General features: G+C 44.6%; 14 protein-coding genes. 5 read left to right on the top strand and 9 right to left on the bottom strand.

Going from position 1 to position 18,898, the window contains the following annotated elements:
* Nucleotides 1–11: 11 nt before the first annotated feature.
* Entirely contained in the window at nt 12–197 is a 186-nt protein-coding gene (locus tag AAEY72_RS06220; protein WP_010201200.1) for an NF038104 family lipoprotein, read from the bottom strand.
* 152 nt (nt 198–349) lie between these two features.
* Between AAEY72_RS06220 and AAEY72_RS06215 the strand changes: the two genes are divergently transcribed.
* Nucleotides 350–1,522: a JmjC domain-containing protein gene (locus AAEY72_RS06215; RefSeq protein WP_352309871.1), complete on the top strand. Its 1,173-nt coding sequence runs from the start codon at nt 350–352 to the stop codon at nt 1,520–1,522.
* Nucleotides 1,523–1,664: 142 nt separating this feature from the next.
* Here the strand turns inward: AAEY72_RS06215 and AAEY72_RS06210 are convergent, their stop codons facing one another.
* The 3 genes from AAEY72_RS06210 to AAEY72_RS06200 form a co-directional block, all read right to left on the bottom strand.
* Complete coding sequence (locus AAEY72_RS06210) at nt 1,665–2,354, bottom strand: 1-pyrroline-5-carboxylate dehydrogenase (RefSeq protein WP_201588386.1); 690 nt, start codon at nt 2,352–2,354, stop codon at nt 1,665–1,667.
* A gap of 11 nt (nt 2,355–2,365) precedes the next feature.
* The gene (putA, locus tag AAEY72_RS06205) at nt 2,366–5,641 is read right to left on the bottom strand and encodes a bifunctional proline dehydrogenase/L-glutamate gamma-semialdehyde dehydrogenase PutA (RefSeq protein WP_352309992.1); all 3,276 of its coding nucleotides are present in this window, start codon (nt 5,639–5,641) and stop codon (nt 2,366–2,368) included.
* A gap of 742 nt (nt 5,642–6,383) precedes the next feature.
* Nucleotides 6,384–7,679 carry an NCS2 family permease gene (locus AAEY72_RS06200; protein WP_010201193.1) on the bottom strand — a complete coding sequence of 432 codons (1,296 nt, stop codon included), beginning with the start codon at nt 7,677–7,679 and terminating at the stop codon, nt 6,384–6,386.
* Between the two features lie 610 nt (nt 7,680–8,289).
* Between AAEY72_RS06200 and tolQ the strand changes: the two genes are divergently transcribed.
* The 4 genes from tolQ (at nt 8,290) to AAEY72_RS06180 (ending at nt 12,007) form a co-directional block, all read left to right on the top strand.
* Nucleotides 8,290–9,018 carry a protein TolQ gene (gene tolQ / locus AAEY72_RS06195; protein ID WP_189584860.1) on the top strand — a complete coding sequence of 243 codons (729 nt, stop codon included), beginning with the start codon at nt 8,290–8,292 and terminating at the stop codon, nt 9,016–9,018.
* Nucleotides 9,015–9,473, top strand: coding sequence for a protein TolR (gene tolR / locus AAEY72_RS06190; protein WP_194619882.1), 459 nt, complete (start codon nt 9,015–9,017; stop codon nt 9,471–9,473). Before tolQ ends, tolR begins: the two co-directional genes overlap by 4 nt.
* 75 nt (nt 9,474–9,548) lie before the next feature.
* A complete protein-coding gene (locus AAEY72_RS06185) occupies nt 9,549–10,577 on the top strand; it encodes a TonB C-terminal domain-containing protein (RefSeq protein WP_352309869.1) in 1,029 nt (342 codons plus the stop codon).
* A 137-nt stretch (nt 10,578–10,714) separates the two neighbouring features.
* The gene (locus AAEY72_RS06180) at nt 10,715–12,007 is read left to right on the top strand and encodes a beta-propeller domain-containing protein (protein WP_352309868.1); all 1,293 of its coding nucleotides are present in this window, start codon (nt 10,715–10,717) and stop codon (nt 12,005–12,007) included.
* A 162-nt stretch (nt 12,008–12,169) separates the two neighbouring features.
* Here the strand turns inward: AAEY72_RS06180 and AAEY72_RS06175 are convergent, their stop codons facing one another.
* From AAEY72_RS06175 to AAEY72_RS06155, 5 genes are all read right to left on the bottom strand, one after another.
* Nucleotides 12,170–12,802, bottom strand: coding sequence for a c-type cytochrome (locus AAEY72_RS06175; protein WP_352309991.1), 633 nt, complete (start codon nt 12,800–12,802; stop codon nt 12,170–12,172).
* A gap of 89 nt (nt 12,803–12,891) precedes the next feature.
* A complete protein-coding gene (locus tag AAEY72_RS06170) occupies nt 12,892–14,493 on the bottom strand; it encodes a flavin monoamine oxidase family protein (RefSeq protein WP_352309867.1) in 1,602 nt (533 codons plus the stop codon).
* A 206-nt stretch (nt 14,494–14,699) separates the two neighbouring features.
* On the bottom strand, nt 14,700–16,154 hold the full coding sequence (locus AAEY72_RS06165) for a c-type cytochrome (RefSeq protein WP_352309866.1): 1,455 nt from the start codon (nt 16,152–16,154) through the stop codon (nt 14,700–14,702).
* 959 nt (nt 16,155–17,113) lie between these two features.
* On the bottom strand, nt 17,114–17,731 hold the full coding sequence (locus tag AAEY72_RS06160; protein WP_352309865.1) for a flavodoxin family protein: 618 nt from the start codon (nt 17,729–17,731) through the stop codon (nt 17,114–17,116).
* 83 nt (nt 17,732–17,814) lie between these two features.
* A complete protein-coding gene (locus tag AAEY72_RS06155; protein ID WP_352309863.1) occupies nt 17,815–18,807 on the bottom strand; it encodes a purine nucleoside phosphorylase YfiH/LACC1 family protein in 993 nt (330 codons plus the stop codon).
* Nucleotides 18,808–18,898 lie beyond the last annotated feature (91 nt).

Genomic DNA, 18,898 nt, shown 5'->3' with positions numbered 1-18,898 from the left:
CGAATAATAAACTAATCATCTTTTTTGTCGTCATCACTATCGCCCGGTATGATGGCTTTACCCACAGCGACGGTACCTTTAACCACACCTTTAGTGGTTTTATAAGCGATTTTAGCTGGTACGGTTACTATCTTGTGTACACAGGCTTGTAGTAAAAAAATACTAGCGATAATGACGATAAAATGTAATTTTTTCATAAACTTCCTACGATTGATGGGATGCTCTGATATTGGCCATTAATATTATAAGACTGGTTATCAGATAAGCGATAATCATAAACTATTAAAACCTTCCTATAAAGCACTCCTCACGATTAATCTTATACCCATTTTCAGATATGGACTTATCAATGACCTCAATTCCCCTTTGTTTGCCCGACTCCATTACTCCTGAGCAATTTTTGAGGGAGTATTGGCAAAAAAAACCCTTGCTTATCAAGCAAGGTTTACCACAACTTATTGGCATGTTTGAACCTGACGACATGCTTGGTCTGGCCCTTGAAGAAGACGCCAGCGCGCGTCTGCTGACCCAAGCAGCCAGTAAAAAAGAAGGTCAGGCGCAATGGCAACTCAAAAAAAGCCCACTGACTGAAGCTGATTTTAATAAATTACCAGATCAATGGACCGTGCTGGTGCAGAATATGGAACAGTGGTCACCAGAACTTGGTCAATTGTGGCAAGCCTTTGACTTTATCCCTCAGTGGCAACGTGACGACATCATGGTTTCCTATGCGCCAAAAGGTGGTTCAGTCGGCAAACATTATGACGATTATGATGTGTTTTTAGCGCAAGGATTTGGGTCTAGACGTTGGCAGCTGGGTAAATTCTGTGATAAAAATACTGAGTTCGTCGCTGATGAGCCGATTCGATTGTTTGATGATATGGGCGAGATTATATTTGATGAAATACTAGAAGCCGGTGACGTGCTTTATGTGCCGCCTAAGTTATCGCATTTTGGTGTCGCACAAGATGATTGCCTGACTTTCTCTTTTGGCTGTCGTCGTCCAAACTTGATGCAAATCATCGATAGCTTGGCTGATATCGCCACCAACGATAGCGACTTATTTGTCCCAATGCTGTTGCCACAAGCGCTGCAAGCATCAGGTGAATTGCAAGCGAGCAGCATTAATGCCATCAAAGATCAGCTATTACAAATGCTACAGTCTGAGCGTGGTGATGATATCATTCGCCAAGCAGTGTCTGAAGTCGTGAGCAAGCGCCAGTATGACGCACTGATGCCAGAAGAGACGTTAGACACCGATGAGCTGATACAAGCTCTAGCAGAAGGTGCCACGTTGCAAGCGGACTATAGCAATCGTTTGCTCTATAGCCGGACTAGTGAGGGCATTACGCTATATGCCAATGGTCAGCGCATTGACGGGCTTGAAGAGGCAGCAGGCGCTGTATTGGTGCGTTTGGCGAATGGCGAACACCTAAATAGCCAAGATGTGACGGATATTGATGCAGATGATTTGAGCGAATGGCTAGAGAACGGCTGGGTGTGGATCGACGCGGCTGAATAACTTTGCATAAAGTTGCACTTAATTGGCTTATCTAGACATAAAAAAACCGATACCTGATTGATTCAGATATCGGTTTTTTTATACATATTACTTTTTAAGTTAGAGTCTTTATTGTGACATCAGACATTACTTAAATCCTTGGCTAAGTACCAAGCTCAAGCAAGCTCGCATTACCACCAATAGCAGTGGTATTAATCGTTCTTACTCGCTCAGTGACAAAGCGATGAAGGTAATCAGGCGTTAGCATCTCTGACATGCCTTCCATATCGGTCACAGCAATTACTTGCGTCAAAATACCATCCGTATTGGCAAGCTCTTGACTGATTGTCTGTATTTCGCTGTTATTACCTGCAACAGCAACTTGCGCGAGACGGTCAATGTATAACAGCGTGATCGTTTGCGAATCATTAGCCACACTCAATACATCATCGCTAATGCCAGTATCATAAAGGACTTTTGCTGCTTCATCACACATCTCAGCCTGACTAGGACAATGCAATATCACTTCATTGCCCGTCAATAATGCAGCGATTAGCTGTCCAAGTACTGCCATTGCACGCGCAGACTCACCGCCGATAACCATCGTCTTACCACGACCAGTGACATATAAGTCGTTGGACTCACCCGTTGCACCCGTCATACGCTGTACTTCATCCAGACTGGGCGCGGCGCTCAATAAATGATGGAATAGACGCTTTGCCTTATTGACATCACCAGTCAGCAGCGCCAATTTTGGGATGGCTGCTTGTAGATACGTTGCACGATTGACTGCGCCAAGTAATCGCCAAGCTTCACAAACCTGGGCATGATTTTTTTTAAATTCAGTCGCCATGTTGCTGCTCCTTATGCGATTTCTGGTTGAGTAAGTGATTCAGTTTTAGTATTGGTAGCAGTGTTTTGCTCAGTAGCACTTGTTTGCTCAGTAGCAACTGACTCAGAGCTTAGCTGCATGAGACGAGCGACGTAATGTGGACCACCCGCTTTTGGACCCGTACCCGATAGACCACAGCCACCGAACGGCTGTACGTTTACGACTGCACCGATTTGGTTACGGTTAACATAGGTATTACCGACAAAGGCACGACGTTCAATATGCTCAACAATATTTTCAATACGGCTGTGAATACCTAGCGTTAAGCCAAAGCCAGTAGCATTGATAGCATCGATAAGCTTGTTCAAATCACGGGCTTGATAACGTAGCACATGTAATATAGGGCCAAAGTGCTCACCACCAATCACGTCGATACTTTTGACTTCAATCGCGGTTGGTAACACAAAGGTAGACTGCTCTTGACTGACAACCGAGCTGGCACTCATAGGTGTCTGCGCCAAGATATTCGCCGTTGGCTCAGCGACCATACGTTCGATATGCGCCTCAAGACCTTGCTTGGCATCATTATCAATGACTGGGCCGACATCGGTAGCTGCATACAGCGGGTTACCCACGACTAGCTCAGCCATATTGCCTTGCAGTAGCTCAATCAACTCATCAGCCACTTCTTCTTGTACACATAGTATGCGACAAGCTGAACAACGCTGACCTGCCGAGCCAAAGGCAGACAGTACAGCATCTCTGACCACTTGTTCAGGCAAGGCTGTTGAATCGACAATCATGGCGTTCTGACCACCCGTCTCAGCGATAAACACGGGCAGCTCCCCGCTGGCTTGCGCATGATCATTTAGACTTTGATTGATACGTTGCGCGGTTTGGGTCGAACCGGTAAAGATGACACCAGATAAATTGTCAGCGGCGGTTAATGCCCCACCCACTTCACCTGCTCCAGTGACAAACTGTAGCGCCTCGACTGGCACCCCAGCTTGATACATCAGCTGTGCACCGAAATGCGCGATTAAACTGGTTTGCTCAGCAGGTTTTGCGACAACGGTATTACCGGCGGCGAGTGCTGCCACAATCTGACCAGTATAAATAGCCAATGGAAAGTTCCAAGGGCTAATGCATACAAAGGTGCCGCGCGCTTTATACACCTGACGCGACTGCTTGCCAGATAAATCAGTAAACTCATGCGCTTTTGCGTCTAAGCGTTCCGCTTCATCCGCATAAAAACGGCAGAAATCAACGGCTTCTTTGATCTCATCAATACTGTCTTGCATGGTCTTGCCAGCTTCAACTTGGCACAAGGCCATTAGTTCAGCATAGTTTTCTTCGTAGAGGTCAGCGATTTTGCGCAATATTGCCGCACGTTTTGCCGCTGGCACTGCTTGCCACGCGCTTTGTCCGGCTACTGCGGCATCAATGGCTTGACGCGCCAATTCTGCATTGGCGTATTGTACGTCGCCTGCGATAACTTCATGATTCCATGGCGCACGCACTGTATGACTATCAAGCTTCTGAGCTTTACCATCCACTGAAGAATCATGAATTGCTTGCCCATTGATGATAGGAGACGCGGACCATGTCTTTGTTAAATGACTGTCAATCGCGGCTTTGAATAATAGCCACTGCGACTCTACAAATATATTAGGACCAAAGCTGGCACGGCGATCACCATAAATCTCTAAAGGCAACGGAATCTCTGGATTGTTTAACGTATCATTCGCTACTAGCTTGTCATACGGATGTACCGTCAGCTTATCAATCGGATAAGACTTATCTAACAACTGATGCACAAATGAGCTATTCGCACCATTTTCGAGTAAACGACGTACTAGATATGGCAGTAAGTCTTTGTGCGCACCAACTGGGGCATAAATACGAACAGGGATCTTGTATGTTTGTAAGATATGATCATAAAGCGCATCACCCATGCCATGCAAACGCTGAAATTCAAAATCTCTATGCGCACTCATGGTCATCACTGATGCCAAGGTATGAGCATTATGGGTCGCAAACTGGGGCCAAATAAGTCCGCGCAGATGCTCAGACAACAAGAAGCGAGCACAGGCTAAATAAGCGGTGTCCGTGCCTTCTTTACGTGTCCAAACGGGATATCCTGACAAGCCTTTTTGTTGGGCAAGTTTAATCTCTGTATCCCAATAAGCGCCCTTAACCAAGCGTAACGGGATACGATCGCCAACTTCTTTTGCCAAGCGTGCAAGCCAAGCAAAAATAGCAATGGCGCGCTTAGAGTAACCTTGCACCACTATGCCCAATCCATCCCAACCAGCGGTTAGCGAATCACGATAGAGCGACTCAAACAGCTTTAGAGATATCTCTAGGCGATCGGCTTCTTCGGCATCGATGCTCAAATCCACATCCACTTCGCGTGCCGCTTCGATCAGCAATAAGCAACGCTGACGCAATAATCCCAACACCTGAGCTTCTTGCGTGGCCTCATAGCGTGGATGCAGTGCAGACAGCTTGATAGAAACAGACGGCTTTGGCATACCCTCTTGAACTTTGACATTGGCAGTCGCTTTAATCGCATGCAAATAGTCATTAAAGTATTTTTCAGCGTCTCTATGGGTAATCGCCGCTTCACCCAGCATATCGAACGAATAGGTATAGCCTTTATTACGATACGGCTGACTGTTTTTGTTGGCGTCTTCAATCGTCTCACCAAGGACAAACTGATGCCCCATAATACGCATGGCTTTTTGCATCGCCGCCCGAATCATTGGCTCGCCCATTCTTTTGGTCATTCGATCCAAAAACCCTGAGGCAGTCGTGCCGTTGTCGATACTGACGACACGGCCGGTCATCATCATGCCCCACGTCGAGGCATTGACCATAAAACCATTGTCATCTTTTAAATGCTTTTTCCAATCCGCCACACTCATTTTGTCACGAATCAGCGCATCAGCCGTATAATTGTCTGGCACCCGAATCAAGGCTTCAGCCAGACTCATCAGCAAAATACCTTCTTGCGTATCAAGGCTGTATTCAAGTAATAATGAATCGACCATTTTGATCGCTTTGCCATCATTACGCACATACTCAACCAGCTGGCGCGTCTGGTCACTCGCAGCTTCACGCTCTTCGTCACTCGGTTTGGCAAGTGGCAATAAGTCAGACAACCAGCGCTGCTCATCAACACTATATAACGGTGAGATGCGTGCATACAGCTCATCTGCAGACAGGTCAATATAGTCTGGCGATAGCATATCGACAGGATTAAATAAAATCGGCTCTTTCGGGGTAAACTGCTCTACTGGGTTCATACCAACTCCATCACTATCGTCTAAAAACCATGATAAATGGTCCATGAGGAAAACTGAGCGCTCTGGTTCACTGTCTATAACCCTACCATATTTAATAGGAATTATTGACTGTGACTCACAGCAATAATCAAAAGACCAAACGGCGCCATCGTAAAACGAGCAAATCCAGCATAAGCTGGAAACGTTTAAGTAGGTCGTTCGAGTGTTAAACGGGCTACGTTAACAATATAAAGGCAACAACGAACAGTTAAGCGGCATTAGTGCCTTCTTCTTGTTAGTAGTGAAAGGAGTTCGATTAATGGTTCAAGGCTGAATATCATTAGGACAATAATCTATCGATTATCATGCTAATAAACCAAAATCTACCATCTTATATGACGCTAATTCACTGTAAGAAAAACCTCTACGGCGTTGATTGAGGTGATGCGCTTAACCTGGCTATGGTATCATGAAAAAAAATTTCAAACTAACGATATTTGGAATTTAAGACAATAAATATCTACTTTAAAAACAATTAGTTATAACCATCATAACGGCAATGACGCTTTAGTTATAATTTTTTGTTTACTATTGGTCATTAATTGTTTTGTAGAGCAGAGAATTTCGGTTGGTTATCCCAAGGCACTTTATTTGAAACACAAAAAAAACCCTCCTTATTAATCCATAATAAAGAGGGTCAGAATATGCCTAATGCTAGTATGGTTAGCTACATGATATAGACTATCCACATCACGTTAGCGACTTATAGAAGTACCAGCTTTGCCAATAAAATGGCTGTCAAAATCCACACTGGAATCGTAATTTCAGAGAACTTGCCTGTCATCAACTTCACCGCTGTAAAGGTAATAAATCCAAGCGCAATACCATCAGCAATAGAATACGTAAGCGGTGTTAGTAATAATACCACTGCTACTGGTGCCGCTTCCGTCAAGTCTTCCCAATTAATATCTTTGAGGGTGAACAGCATCAATACCGACACATAGAATATCGCCCCTGCGGTCGCATAAGCGGGAATCATACCGGCTAATGGCGCAAAGAAAATACTAAGCAAGAATAGCACACCAACCGTCACAGCCATCAGACCGGTTCGACCACCTGACGCAACTCCTGACGCACTTTCAATATAACTGGTCGTTGACGAAGTACCTAGCATGGCACCGGCAACCGTAGCCGTTGAATCAGCCAATAGCGCTTTGTCCATATTAGGAATATTGCCATCTTTATCAATGAGGCCTGCTTTATTGGCAATACCAACCAAGCTGCCTGCTGTATCAAACAGATCAACGAATAAGAAAGCAAAAATAACGCTAATCATGCCAATATCAAACGCGCCTGCGATATCAAGCTGCATGAGTGTTGGCGCAATCGATGGCGGTGCCGACATAATACCCGTAAACTGCGTGTTACCAGTAACCAAACTGATCAAGGTAATCAGCAAAATACCAATGGTTACCGCACCTGGGACTTTTTTATACACCAAACCGATGATAATAAAGAAACCGAGAGCAGCCATCATAGGGGCAAATGCAGTCATATCACCAAGCATGACCAAGGTCGCATCACGACCTACGATGATGCCAGAGCTTTGCAGGGCAATAAATGCCAAAAACGCACCGATACCAGCAACGATACCTTGCTTAAGGCTCGTTGGAATGGCATTAATAATCCATTCGCGAATCTTGAATAAGCTTAAAAGGATAAACAAACAACCAGATAGAAATACTGCTCCTAACGCTGTCTGCCATGCATAGCCCATACCCAGCACCACACCGTAGGTAAAGAAGGCGTTTAAGCCCATACCTGGCGCTAATGCCACTGGCAATCTGGCATAAATACCCATAATAAAGCAGCCTATTGCTGCTGCCAAACAAGTAGCAACGAACACCGCTCCTTTGTCCATACCCGCTTCTGCTAATACATTGGGGTTCACAAAGATGATGTAAGCCATCGTCAAAAAGGTAGTAATACCGGCAAGAATTTCCGTTTTGACCGTGGTGTTTTCACCGTTGATCCCAAAATAGCGTTCAATTGCATTCATAAGTGTCGCGCCCAGCTTGCTAGTGAAAGAACAAATTTATTGGTGCCTAAAATAAAGATGACGTCAACAAGCAGGTTGCGACGTCATAATCAAAAGGCAGCGGTAACAAAGAGCAACATTTTAGAGAAAATGAGATACAAATTCAATCATTACCCGTGCCTTGCTGGTTTAAAACAGAAATAAGGCTGTCTTGGCGTTTAAATACTGGATAATAGTTGTATTACTGCCCAACCCTGCCTTTAAACCCACCTTATATCGACGAAAATTACATCTCTATCAATAAAATGCAGTTTTTTTCGCTTTAACCTTTTAAAAAAATGACCTTTTCTTCATTTAGCAGTACACTAGTCGGTTGATATAAGTGTGCATAATGCATTGACGCTTCATAGTATGATCGTTTTATCGATTCTGCACGCTGTACTATATGAAAAATATTATTCGTGCATAATATAAGTGCATTTTGTTGAATACCTTCTATTATTACCAGCTTGTGTTACCAGCTATTACCAGCTTAGTTTCGATGCCCTATATTCTATAGTTGTTAGAGGTCTTATCCGGTCTACGTATGGCGCGTATACCAGTTATTGTTAATTACCCGTGAGTCCAATACATGCCTGAATCATTAAATATTATCGACCTTATCACCCAAGCCAGTCTATTGGTACAGATTGTGATGGCGCTCTTATTGCTAGCGTCTTTGCTCAGCTGGGTCATTATTTTTCGTATGAGTGCACGGCTCGGTACGGCTAAGAACTTTGATCAACAGTTCGAGACTTGGTTTTGGTCGGGTGAAGATTTGGCAAAGTTGTACCAAGGGGTGCAAGGCTCCCCTGAGCGCCAAGGACTTGAGCAGATATTTTATGTGGGCTTTTCTGAATATCTCAGGATGCACAAAAAACGTCAGCCAAAAGATGACATTATCGATGGGGTTGAGCGTAAGCTTCGGGTCGGCTTAGGACGTCAGCAGCAGTTACTAGAATCTGGGCTCACTACCCTAGCCAGCATCGGCTCAGTTGCACCTTATGTCGGCTTATTTGGCACCGTATGGGGCATTATGAATGCCTTTTTGGGACTATCCCAAACTGAACAGGCGACCCTAGCCTCTGTCGCGCCTGGCATCGCTGAAGCACTCATTGCCACGGCCATGGGTTTGTTTGCGGCTATTCCTGCTGTACTCGCGTACAACCACTTTACGGCCAAATCAAGCCGTTTGTATGATTCACGCGCACTATTCTGCGATGAGATGACCGGTATGCTCCAACGTGAGACAAGCGTCCAAAGCGTGGTAGATAGAGACAGCGCACTTAATGGCCATGCAGGTCAGGTGACAGGGCTATGAAACCAAACCCCTATCGCCGTGAGAAAAAAGCGCTGAATGCGGAGATGAACGTCGTTCCTTATATCGACGTGATGCTGGTGCTACTGGTGATATTTATGGTAACTGCGCCGATGCTGATCACCGGCGTCGACGTCGAGCTACCAAAAGAGCAAACCAATACCATGAGTCAAAGCCAGCTACCCGTGATTGTCTCCTTAACCGATAGTGGCGAGATTTTTATCAGTTATGAGAGCAATATCGACTTACCGATTAGTGAGCCAGAGCTGATTAACACCTTATCTAATCTGCAGGCGCAAAGCAGCGATGCGGGCGCGCAGCCTTTACAGGTTATGATCAATGCCGATCAAAACAATCAATATGGCGCTATCATGACCTTGATGGCAAGCTTGCAGCAAGCAGGTATCCAAAAGGTGGGATTATTAACGGGCGCACCCTTGCCCACACCCTCATCATAATGAATCCTATTGTTAGCACCGCTTGTTATAATAAAGTAGATAATCTGATGAACCTCATCCTCCAATATCATGTCCATGAGTATCACTGCCATGAATAATGCGCCTGCTGTTTATGTGCCGACCCAACCTGAAGGCAATGGGCTGACACTGCCTACGCTCCTCAGCTTGCTTGCACATGGTCTGGTGATTGGCATACTTATTTATACCTATCAAAATACAGAAGTTGAAACGGTAGGTAGCTTAGAGACCGTCATGGTATCCCCTGAACAGCTGGCTGAGATGCAAGGGCAAATCCTTGCCAATCGTGCCGCGGCTGCCAGTGCTATGCAAGCTGATAGTGGTACGAGCGGCTCATTCAGTGATATGCCAGAGAACACGGTTGACGGTAGCGCTAGCATTCAAAACCCCAACCAACCAAACTCTCAGCGCGTGCCTGTTTTTACACGCTCTGACGATCCTGCCAGTCGCCCGATGCTAATGAGTGAAGAACAGCATCAGCGACTACTTGAGCAAAATCAAGAATATGAGCGCAATATGGCTGAATGGGCAGCACAGCTAGATGAGTCGGTAGTAGAAGAACACAATCAAGTTGAACAAGATAAAAGACAACAGCTCATCGAAGAACAAAAACAGCTTAGGGATTACCGTAATAAACAAAACAACCCGCCTAGAATTACACGCCCTACTGCTACTGATAAAAATTTAAAAATTGATACTGGCAGCTCTGGCAGTGCCAGTAAAAGCTTTAGCTTATCAGAAGATGGTGAGTCGACTGTATCTGGTGATTCTTCTACCTCTAGTACGGCAAAAGGTAGTAGTCGCTCTGCCTCAAGTGGCAGTCGCGGTGCCAGCAATGGTGAAATTATCAATTTAATCAAACGCAATTATAGCCCGCCAACCGCTGCCAAAGGCTCGACTCAGCGCGCCACCTTAACCATCACTGTCAATGCGAGCGGCAATGTGGTCAACGTCTCCGCTTCAGGACCTGATAGCGCGGTCAATGAAGCAGCCAAACAAGCAGTTTTGAATACTGGCAGCTTACCGATTGATGCTGATGATCCTAAGTACCCTACTTTTACCATACAGTTTAAAGGTAGCAATTAATCAGTTACCCAGTCCCTATATTATTGATAACGTTACCTTAAACTGCTTGCACTGTGTGTAATATTGCCATACCGTAACGGTAAACTTAGCCCCTATAAAAAATAACGATTAGACTATTTCAGGAGTTCAATTCGGTCATGCGTACTCATCAGAAGTTATGCCTTTCTTTACTTGCCAGCACCTCAACCTTGCTTATTTCTTCCAACCTGTTGGCGGCGCCTGTCGTCTTAGAATTGGATTACGATATTCCAGTCCAACAAAACCAAGTGGCTTTTGTGCCGTTTGCAGGTGATTCTGTGCTATCGCCGATTATTCTCAATGATTTGAGCAAAACTGAATTAAAGGTGACCAGTAAAGATTTGCCACAACAGCCGCACAGTATTAGTGAGCTGTCAGGCACATTACCGGTTTGGCAAAGTATGGGAATTCCTTACCTAGTGGTCGGTAGTACTCGCAGCAACCGCGGTAAAGTAGTCACCGATTACGAAGTGATTGATATCAAATCTGGCCGAGTGATTGAAGGCAAGCAAAGCTTAACGGCTGACAATAATAAAGAAAGCATGCGCTATGCCGGTCACGTCATCGCTGACAAAGTTTACGAGCTGATTACTGGCATTCCAGGTGATTTCTCCGGACGTATTGCTTACATCGAAGAAGTTGGCACTGGTAAAGAAAAAGTATCGCGCTTAAAAGTCATGGATGCTGATGGCGAAAACGCTAAGACCATTACTGAAGTTGCTGGTTCTATATTCTCCCCATCGTGGTCACCAGATGGTAATCGCATCGCCTATTCTGTACAGCGCGATAAATCATACCCTGTTATTTATGTACAAAACGTGAGCGGCGGCAGTGCAAGTGCTTTGACGCCATTTTCTGGTAGCAATTTAAGCCCATCATTCTCACCAGATGGCAGCAAGATACTGTTTTCTAGCAGCTTTGAAGGCAGTGCTGATATTTATGAGATGAGTGCCAGCGGCGGTAAACCTAGACGAATCACCAATTGGCCAAGCAGCGAGGTACAGCCAAGCTATGCACCCGATGGCAAATCTTTTGTATTCGTCAGTGATCGATCAGGATTTAATAAACCACAGATTTACCGTTATGAGTTTGGATCAGGAAATACGACCAAAGTATCAAATAGCGGTTATGCCACTAGTCCGCAGTTTAGTAGCGATGGCTCACAAATTGCCTTTTTAAGTGGTCGCTCAGCGGCGATCATGAATAGCGGCGGTGCTATCACTACGAATTTGGGCAATACGGGTATCGATGAAGCACCGAGCTTTTCGCCTAACGGTAAGCGTGTGGTCTATGCTTCTACCCAAGGCGGCAAAGGCATATTAACCATCAAATCACTGAACGGTGGTGAGTCATTCGGTAAGTCTGGTCAAGGCACTATTCGCTCACCAGTCTGGTCATCCAGCCCTAAATAAACCCTCTCTCTCATTATCTTTCTTAATCCATTAAGCCTTGCCTATAAAAAAGCGCCTAATAAATAATTAGGCGCTTTTTTATGTTGCAGAGAATGGCTAAGTCATTTTTGTACGAACCATTTTCGCTTAAAAAACTATTAGCTAAGAATTTAAATAATAGTGTTATTCATCACTTGGATCACCCGCTGATGGATTGGGATGCCGCAGTTTTGCCACATCTTCAGCGGTAACGGTATCGGTAAAACCATTTAGGTCACTGACCACATATTGAGTAACCGCAGCCATCTGCACATCGTTCATCATCCCATGAAATGACGGCATACCTCGAAAGCCATTAATCAAGATATCAATGATGTAATACTTTGATTGCATCTTACTGTTATTCGCCAGTGGTGGATAATAGCCTGCGCCATCAGCACCCTCGCCTTTATGCATATGACACGCCGCGCAAGAGTCGTGATACAGCTTTTTGCCATCTGTCGTCACAAACCCATTTGTACCTTCAAACTTTGCGTTCCACTTAGTAATATTTGGGTCATCTTCCATATTGGGCAATGAGCTGTCGTCGACAATATTGATAGGAGGTGCATTAAGCTCCTCACGGCTCATATAAACACCGCCCCACGCACCCGTATTTCGGCTTTCTTGATAGTCATTGGTTGTTAGGGAATCCTGATCTTGCACACTGGAAACCGTTACTTCATCATCTGACTGTTGACTACAGCCCAACAGTGCTGCACTGCTTATCCCACTCAGCAGCATCACCGTCAGCAGTTTGAGTGTCATGTCTTTCATGACTTTTTTCTTCAAGATTGCCTTTTTCACGATTGCATTGTCCATGATAGCCTCTGAATTTTGTAGTTATTCATATTAACCAAGCGTTATTAAACAAGCATTTTTGCTTTTTTATGTAGGCGCTTCGCGGCATCCATACCAGATAAAATAGCGCCTTCTTGCCATGCCGGAATATGTGAGCAATGCTCGCCCGCCAGCACAATACGATTATCAATACTGCACAAGGTATCGTAATGTTGACGACGGGTCGACTCATTCCAAATACCATAACAGCCGAGCGTCCATGGGATACGGTGCCAGACAACTGACGTCCCTGCACGGAATTCTTTCGGATACTGAGGATGGATGTATTTACCATAAGCAAGCGCGACATTAATACGTTCTTGCGGCGTTAATGTATTAAACTTATAAGACGTAGGACCATAACCATACGCGCCGAGTAACACACCCGTACCGTCTTTGAACATATTTTGTGACGGATAGGCAATTTGCGCAATGGGCATATCGGTATAAGTCAGACCACCAAATATCCACTCATCTTCTTCCCAAAAGCGACGGTTGAACTCTAGACCAACTTTATAAGAGGTTTCGTAAGGCACAGCGGCCATCGCCTGCTTCATCGGTTTTGAGACATTGATATCAATCTGCGTCAGCACCGTTAGCGGAATATTGCACACGCACCAATCTGCACGAATGGTCTTGGTGGCACCATCTGGACTGTTGCTGTCGACATAATCGACGGTGACGCCACTGTCATCTTGATGAATTTTAGTGACCTTTGCATTAAACTCAATCATATCGCGACATTCGCGAGTGAACGCATCACCGATTTTACCCATACCACCTACTGGCTGAAACATCGTCGGTTGATGACCATAAGTCATATGGTTGCCATAAATATCTGCCCACATACCCGAATCCAATATCTCACTGATTGGCAAAGGTTTTGATGGTGTCGCATCGGGCATCAAGCCACCGCCGGGAAAGACACTAAAGCCACGATGTTTACTGGTCTCATTACTGGCGCGATAGCGATAATCTTTATCGAGCACACCCCAACCTTTTAATCCTTCAAGCAGCTTCTCTTTATCCTCAGTATTGACCGAGCGATCAAGACCACCGACGTTGACTGATTTTGATAGCAGCTCCGCGACATGACCTTGGATATCGTTTTTCACATCACCCAAACGCTGCGGTACGCCATTGAAATGATCAGTACGATGCAAATAAGCGCGATCATTGGTTTGAATAAAGGGCTGCATCTCAACGCCAAACTGTTTGCAATAATGGAAGATGGCATAATGATGGCTTGGTAGACGCCACGGCCCACCATTAAAATAATTGCCCTCTTCAAAATCACAGGTGACTTCTTCACCGCCAAGCTCGGTATATTTATCACCGCTGTTCAATGTCCAGCTACGACCGCCGCCACGATTTTGATATTCGAGTACTTTGACATCGTAACCCGCTTTACGTAACTCATAAGCCGCGGTCAGTCCGCCAAGACCGGCACCAAGAATGACGATACTAGCACCCGGAGGTGCACCTTTGAGATCCATGGTCTCTTTAAAACTCGACTCTGACGCAAATCCTAACGTCGTCATTGCCTGATACATCGCTGTCGCGCCTGCGGTTTTACCAATCATCGAGAGCAGTTGGCGCCGCGTTGGTGATTGAAGCATGTCTTTCATAATAATGTCCTTAAAGTAGACGTCATGTATAACGGTAGGCAATCGTCTTTGGCATTTTGCTTTTATTATCGGCTCAGTTTATATCGAACCTTTATCTTGCCAAGCCTTAATCCATTACCTTTTTAACCTTAATTCTCGTACTGTAATCAGCGTCTAAAACGCCTTTATAAGTTCTTTGTTCGACCATTTATCTAAATAGAGTCAAACTAAGCGCGGCGTCTAGAGCGTAAGATGGCGCGGATGATAAACACAATAATAGCAATCGCGACGATAATACCGATTATCGCCAGTAAGCCTGCGTACTTAATCAAGAAAGGCTTATCAACGCCAGTATTTGCGATACGATCGACATCACTGGCACTCACATCACTGCTGGTAAGACCACCAAAATTCACCCGTACGTAATTGGTAATACCAGCGATTTGCTCGCTATTTAACTCATCTGAAAACCCTGGCATGATGGGCGATGTATTGGTTGCCCCTTCTACCCCATGAAGGATCATATTGACCAGTGCATCAGGTCTTTCGCGGCGGATACTACTCAGGCCGACGATAGGAGCATAACGTGCATCAGGCTGACCATAACCGTCAACCCCATGACAACTACCACAGGTGGCTAAATATAATGATTCGGGAGAATTACTGCCATTACCTACTGCGGCTTTTGCCTGTTTCAAATATTCTTTTTGCGCCAGTAGATCATGAGTGATAGATTCGTTGATTGGCGTTGGTAGGCGCGACACATCTACCGCAGACACTTTATCGTCGGTCTGGACAGCAGGTACTGCCTTCAGATAAGAAGCAATGGCACTCAAGTCTTCGTTTTTTAAGTAGCGCGTACTATGTGCAACTGCCTCGCCCATGGGACCACCAGCGTAAGCACGCTGGTCAAGTTCACCCGTACGCAGATAAGTGACGATATCCTGCTCACTCCAGCTACCGATACCGCTCGACTCATCAGGCGTGATATTTGGTGCATGCCAATGACCGAGCTGGGCACCAGATAAGTACATACTCTTATCAAAACCCATCGTACTATTACGCGGGGTATGACAAGTACCGCAGTGCTCCAGATTATTGACCAGATATTCACCGCGTTTTTGGGTCTCGTTCAGTCCGTCGCGCTTTTCAGTAGACGGTACGTTGAGCAAATTCCAACCCAACATTAAGCTGCGAATATTAAAAGGAAATGGTAAGTCTGTTTTTTCTTTAGGAGCTTCGTCAACCGCTGGTACTGTCTGTAAATAAGCAAACAACGCACTGATATCTTCTTCTTTCATACCACTATAGGAAGGATATGGCATGGCAGGATAAAGCATATGATTAGGCGCACGACCTTTTTGCAGCGCATTCTTTAAATCCGCTTCGGTATAGTCGCCGATACCGTAACGTTTGGATGGGGTGATGTTGGTCGAGTAAATCTCCCCCATTGGGGTCTCGATTGGTGTTCCACCGGTATAGTCCTCACCATGACATGCCATGCAATCGGCCGCACGGGCGATGTAGGCACCGCGATTGACAAGCTTGCTATTGGCAGGGCTGACATTAGGTAAACTGGTATTGGCTAGGCTTGTATTAACGCTGCTTGCACCTTCAGCCATCGCAGCGTTGGAGGTCATACCAATGACGAGCATCGATAACATCATAGAAAGTGGCTTCATAATATCCTCATATAGCTGGCACCTAGGGTGTTTTAAGTATTTTTAACTCATGACAGTTATTATTCAACGGTATCTACATTCAAAAAATCCAAGTCTTCCACTATTTATCTATACTTTCGCTGTGTGTTCTTCGCACTAAATATTAAGAGTCGATAACGAATTTTTCTTTATTATTTATAAGGCAATTATCAAGCTTAGTTACCGTAGAATGTCTGTCCTCCTTACTAAGGTAAAACTATTTTGCTAAAATTGTTCGATTAGTAACTTAATCCTCCTATTTTTTTACAAAAATAAAAGTTCCTATAATCAGCACTGAGTTTTTAATTAATTAATATGTTTTTTATATTATTATTACTGATGTTTTAAAATTCTGATGAAAAACAACTACTCATCATTATGAATCTCTCAATTCATTTTTTTCTAGTGACGAACCAGTTAAAAAAAACTTAATGGACGCATAATTTAGCTGTTATTTTTAATTTCCACTGTACATAATACATACACAGTGCAGAATCAGCATACTGTCTATACTTGCTCCAATATTTACTATATGTATGGCATTAGCCGTTGTATAACACGGTAATTTGTTTATGATGAACGCTGTTTTAACAATGCCAACTGTGTCCTGAGATATCCCTATGAAACCCTTCATTATGACTTATATACTTTCGGCGACGATGCTATTAACCGCATGCCAATCTTTTCAATTTTTCGACAGTCCTATTCCTGTTACGGCGTTGTCAACCAAGGTCATTGATAAATAGCTTTACTCATGACAATAAAAAAAGCAGATATCAAATTGATATCTGCTTTTTTGGTTTACTTAATAAACGCTGATGCCCGATTATATTATCAGCACGATTTATAGTCGGTTCAATATCATTTGGATACAAGGAAGGCGAGTGAAAGTACTACAAATAGTAGACTAAGCGAGCCTGATTTATATGGGATTGACTATATCATAATCGTACTTTAGCTGGTTGATGCTTTATGATAGTCTTAGCCAAATGATCACCGAACCAAATAGCTGTATCGATATCGCCTTTCCCTGGGGTCTCTTCAGGTGGACCATCAAGGGATTGCGTCATTAGTCCTAAAAAGCTAGATAGACGGTTCAAGTCATGAGCCTCATGACCTGTCGGCATTAACGGTAAGCCGATCCAATTCATCCCATGCTGCATGGCATATAGAGAAATCTGCTGTAGCACAGCAAGTTTATCACCACTCAGTCCACCTGAGTTAGCAAAAGCGGCTGCCCACTTGCCTTCCCATTTTCTGTGATACCAGCGCTTTGAGGTCTCATCCATAAAAGTCTTAAATTCAGCAGTCACGCTGCCCATATAGACGGCACTACCAAAAACCAGCAGATCTGCCTGATCTAAAAAATCCCAGTCGACATCATGAACATCGACGGCTTTTGCCTGTGCTTCTGGAAGTTGCTGGTGCGCCCCCATGACGATTGCTTCAGCCACACGCTTGGTATGACCATAGTTGCTATGATAGATGACGGCAATCGATACACTTTGCGTGCTGTCAGTCAGTGTAGATGTCAAAGATGCTGTGGCAGATGTATTCATACAAACTCTAATAATAGCTATAAATAATTGAATAGAAATAAAATGGATTCAGGGCGCTTAGTATCTACCAGCGTCCGGTAGGTTTATTCTGACTGGGTAGCAGAACGGCGTACAATCACCAGTGCCATCCGTCCTGTCGCTGGCTGCCGTAAATGCGTCTGACGTCGATAAGAGTAATAACGAGCATCGGCATAGCTACAGTCTATAGGTGACTCGTTGCACAATATTACACCAGCAGTGCTTAACTGATCAGCAGCAACCCTTGGTAAGTTCAGCTTAATTTTACCCGCGTTTACTTTAGCGTAATTTGATAGTTTATCAACTGACTTATGTAAGTATCGAGGATCAATATTCAACTCTTTACTCATATCAGTACGACTGTCATCAGCGATCTGATTCTTAGAAGCCATCACGTAGCGCTCATCAAATTTTTCAATACTGGCTGACGTCAATGACTGACTGTCTATACAACCTGCCAGTAGCTTATCGCGAACTTGACTGCCCACTTCATAATTTTGTTGGCTGATACAGACACCAATCCATGCCATGATTTGCCCTGAATCAGTAAAACACTCAGTCGTTGCTTTGATGACGCCACATGCCAACCCTTGCCAACCCGCGTGAATAGCGGCAATTTTACCACTGGCTGGTTGGTATAGAACGATAGGTACACAATCAGCAGTCATTATCGCTAGACCCACTCCTGCTTGCTGGCTCAACAGAGCATCAGCTGCCATCGGTCGCATACTTAGCGCCGTGGCGTCAGTATCATGAATGCGATTGCCATGAACTTGATTGACCCAATGCAGTCTTTTAATAGGGGTATATCGCGCGCTGATTGATGGCAAGCTAGTAAACTGCTCATTCATCGCCGTCAAGATCTGCATGCGATTATCTAAGACCTCGGCAGCGTTATCACTGACGTGCAAGCCTAAATTGAGCGTGCCATAATCCGCTTGTCTCAGCTGGCTGGTTATATCAGCCTCGCATTCATCCTTATTGGTGAATGCGGCTGTCTGAAAAACCGCCACATCCTCTAGCTGCGCTAGTAATGTCATAGGAAGCTTATGAGTCATGGCTGATTTACCGTCTTAATGAGTCGTCTTTACGTCACTGATAGCTATTTACTGCTGTTATCTGTCTATTATAAGCGTATTTACGCTGCTT

It is taken from the genome of Psychrobacter sp. W2-37-MNA-CIBAN-0211 (assembly GCF_040309405.1).
Classification (GTDB): Bacteria; Pseudomonadota; Gammaproteobacteria; order Pseudomonadales; family Moraxellaceae; genus Psychrobacter; species Psychrobacter glaciei.
Note: the sequence above shows the minus strand (reverse complement) of the source record. Positions and strands in the feature narration are given on the sequence as shown.